This is a genomic window from Xanthomonas sp. SHU 199 (assembly GCF_000364665.1).
Lineage (GTDB): Bacteria > Pseudomonadota > Gammaproteobacteria > Xanthomonadales > Xanthomonadaceae > Xanthomonas_A > Xanthomonas_A sontii.
This window is the reverse complement of sequence record NZ_AQOI01000265.1, coordinates 1-3,602: the sequence shown is the minus strand read 5'-3', so window position 1 is coordinate 3,602 and position 3,602 is coordinate 1. Positions and strand designations below refer to the sequence as shown.

4 protein-coding genes are annotated in these 3,602 nt (G+C 70.2%); all 4 read left to right on the top strand.

All coding sequences use genetic code 11. From position 1 onward, the window contains the following. Positions 1-98: 98 nt before the first annotated feature. The 4 genes from D183_RS0110170 to fabD all read left to right on the top strand — a co-directional run bounded on the left by D183_RS0110170 (position 99) and on the right by fabD (position 3,485). A complete protein-coding gene (locus D183_RS0110170; RefSeq protein ID WP_010342480.1) occupies positions 99-608 on the top strand; it encodes a YceD family protein in 510 nt (169 codons plus the stop codon). Positions 609-709: 101 nt separating this feature from the next. Then, positions 710-904 (top strand): 50S ribosomal protein L32, encoded by a 195-nt coding sequence (gene rpmF, locus D183_RS0110165; RefSeq protein ID WP_010342479.1) that lies wholly within the window; start codon positions 710-712, stop codon positions 902-904. 97 nt (positions 905-1,001) lie between these two features. Further along, entirely contained in the window at positions 1,002-1,985 is a 984-nt protein-coding gene (locus D183_RS0110160) for a beta-ketoacyl-ACP synthase III (RefSeq protein WP_010342478.1), read from the top strand. Positions 1,986-2,540: 555 nt separating this feature from the next. Further along, positions 2,541-3,485 carry an ACP S-malonyltransferase gene (gene fabD / locus D183_RS0110155; RefSeq protein WP_017908892.1) on the top strand — a complete coding sequence of 315 codons (945 nt, stop codon included), beginning with the start codon at positions 2,541-2,543 and terminating at the stop codon, positions 3,483-3,485. Positions 3,486-3,602 lie beyond the last annotated feature (117 nt).

Below are 3,602 nucleotides of genomic sequence, written 5' to 3'. Positions count from 1 at the left end.
GGCCGGCGCGGACCGGCAAGGCGGTTCGGGGCCGGGCTGGCAGCGGCCCAGGGGGCGGTTTGACAGCGGCACCGGCAGTCCTTAACATTCTGCGGCTTATGTCCGCGAACGTGCCCGAACTGTTGGATGCCTGGCGGATGGTCGCAGCGCGCAGGGTCTTCGAAGACCGCCTGCCGCTCTCGGCGATGACCCGTCTGCAAGGCAGCCTGGCCGACACCGAAGGCGAATGCCGCTACACGCTGGAATTCGGCCGCGACGCTGTACTGCAAGTGTCCTATGTCGAACTGAAGATCGAAACCGAGCTGCCGCTGATCTGTCAGCGCAGCCTGCAGCGCTTCCTGCTGCCGGTGTCGAGCGTGCAGCGGCTGGGGCTGATCCGCAGCGAGGAAGAAGAAGCCGCGCTGCCGCCGGATCACGAGGCCTTGCTGGTGCCGGAAGACGGCATGCTGCGGCCGGCCGATCTGGTCGAGGACGAGCTGGTGCTGGCGGTGCCGTTGGTGCCGGTGGCGCCCGGAAGCGAGGCGGTCGATCGCGACTGGCCTGCGACCGAGGAAGAAACGAGCAAGGTCAACCCGTTCGCGGCGTTGGCGGCGCTGAAGAAACAGTAGCGGTCGGTCCGCCTGCCGCTGCCTGAGGTTGTTGCCGGACGCGCGCGTCCTGCGCGACGTAATGACGACAGATGTAAACGAACCGAGTTTGGAGCAATCCCATGGCTGTGCAGAAATCCCGTGTCACCCCGTCCCGCCGCGGCCAGCGCCGTTCGCACGACGCCCTCAGCGCCAAGCAGCTGTCGACCGATCCGACCAGCGGCGAGATCCACCTGCGCCACCACGTCACCGCCGACGGTTACTACCGTGGCAAGAAGGTGATCGCCACCAAGACCGCGCAGGTCGAAGAAGATTGATCCGTGCCCGTCCACCGCGCTGCGGCGGACGGAGTCACCCATCTTCACAGGCCGCGCCGCACCGGGGCGGCCTGCGTAACAGGCAACAGGAACCAGCATGAGCAAGCGGATCTATTCCAGGATCGCGGGCACCGGCAGCTATTTGCCTGAAAAAGTGTTGACCAACGACGATCTGTCGCACATGGTCGACACCAGCGACGAATGGATCCGCAGCCGTACCGGCATCCGCGAGCGGCACATCGCCGCCCCCGGCCAGACCGCCGGCGACCTGGGCTACGAGGCCGCGCTGAAGGCCATCGAAGCCGCCGGCATCGATGCCGCCGAACTCGACATGATCGTGGTCGGCACCACCACGCCGGACCTGATCTTCCCGTCCACCGCCTGCCTGATCCAGGCCCGCCTCGGCGTGGTCGGCTGCCCCGCGCTGGACGTCAACGCCGCCTGTTCCGGCTTCGTCTACGCGCTCAGCGTGGCCGACAAGTTCATCCGCAGCGGCGACGCCAAGACCGTGCTGGTGATCGGCACCGAAACCCTCAGCCGCATCGTCGACTGGACCGAGCGCACCACCTGCGTGCTGTTCGGCGACGGCGCCGGCGCGGTGGTCCTGCGCGCAGACGAAGACACCGGCATCCTCAGCACCCATCTGCACGCCGACGGCAGCAAGAAGGAGCTGCTGTGGAATCCGGTCGGCATCGCCACCGGGCTGGGCGACGGCACCGGCGATCCGGCCGCCGGCGGCATCCAGATGAAGGGCAGCGAGGTATTCAAGTACGCGGTCAAGGCGCTGGACGCCGTGGTCGACGAGACCCTCGAGGCCAACGGCCTGGACAAGCACGACCTGGACTGGCTGATCCCGCACCAGGCCAACCTGCGCATCATCGAAGCCACCGCCAAGCGCCTGGAGCTGCCGATGGAGCAGGTGGTGGTGACGGTGGACATCCACGGCAACACCTCCTCCGCCTCGGTGCCGATGGCGCTGGACGTGGCGGTGCGTTCGGGCCGCGTGCAGCGTGGTCAGTTGCTGCTGCTGGAAGCCTTCGGCGGCGGCTTCACCTGGGGCTCGGCGCTGCTGCGCTACTGAGCCTGTTTCCGCGCCCGGCGCCGTTGGCGGCGTCGCGGCGCGCGATCGCGATCCGATGCCGGGCGCCGCGCGTCGTCGCCACGACGCGCGGTGATGCGCTGGCCGAACCCAATTCTCCTGACGCCAGCGCGTCTGGCGCGTGCATCACGGTGCGTGGTCGCGCGCGGCCTGTGCCGCGATGCGTCCGCGCCTGCCTTCCTTTGCGACATCACGCCGTACGCGAAAAGCGCGATTCGCCCAGCGTGTTCGCCTGTAGCTGTGCGCTTTTGGCGTTGTCGCCTGCGCGTCCAGCCGCGCCCATCGGGCATGCCCCTCGTTCCGCCTCTCCGCGGTGACGCGCTGCCAGCACCCTGGCCCGCGCGCACGATCGCAACGCCTTGCGCTGGCGTGCGTCCCGCGCTTCACGTGTGCTGTCGGTCTGACACCGAGCGCCGCCGAGCGAGGCACGACCGGCGGCACGCGATGGGCCGGCCGTCATTTCACATACGCCCGGGTACAGACGCCCGGCCGGTTTCGCCCGTATCATCGCCGCTCGATTTTCGCAGGGCCGACCGCGTGACCGATTCCACACTCGCCTTCGTCTTCCCCGGCCAGGGTTCGCAATCGCTGGGCATGCTGGCCGAACTGGCCGAATTGCATCCGCAGCTGCGCGACAGCTTCGCCGAAGCCTCCGAGGGCGCCGGCGTGGACCTGTGGGCGCTGAGCCAGGGCGGCCCGGAAGAGATGCTCAACCGCACCGAGTACACCCAGCCGGCGCTGCTGGCCGCCAGCGTGGCGCTGTGGCGGCTGTGGCTGGCCGAGGGTGGGGCGCGTCCGGCGCAGCTGGCCGGGCACAGCCTGGGCGAATACAGCGCGCTGGTCGCCGCCGGCGCCCTGTCGCTGCATGACGGCGCGCACCTGGTGCGGCTGCGCGGGCAACTGATGCAGGACGCCGCGCCGGCCGGCGTGGGCGCCATGGCCGCCGTGCTTGGCGCCGAGGACGCGCTGGTCGAAGAGGTCTGCGCGCAGGCCGCCGGCAGCCAGGTGGTGGTGCCGGCCAACTACAACTCGCCGGGGCAGGTGGTGATCGGCGGCGATGCCGCGGCGGTCGACCGCGCGCTGGCGCTGCTGGCCGAGCGCGGCGTGCGCAAGGCGGTGAAGCTGGCGGTCAGCGTGCCGTCGCACACCCCGCTGATGCGCGAGGCGGCCAACCGCCTGGCCGAAGCGATGCGCGGGCTGGCCTGGCAGGCGCCGCAGCTGCCGGTGGTGCAGAACGCCGATGCGCAGGTGCACGAGGGCGTCGAGGCGATCCGCCAGGCGTTGGTCGAGCAGTTGTATCTGCCGGTGCGCTGGACCGGCTGCGTGCAGGCGCTGGCCGCCGGCGGCGCCACCCGCCTGGCCGAGTGCGGCCCGGGCAAGGTGCTGACCGGGTTGGTCAAGCGCATCGACAAGTCGCTCGACGGCCGCGCCCTGGGCACGCCCGCCGACTTCGCCGGCGCGCGCGAGGCCTGGGCCTCCTGATCGCCGGCCGCCGCGCGGTGCGCCGTTCGCCCGCGCTGGTTTCCCTCCTTTCCCCCGGCGCCATGCGCCGTCCGTCTCCAAGGAAACGCAGATGAGCAAGCCATTGCAGGGCGAGAT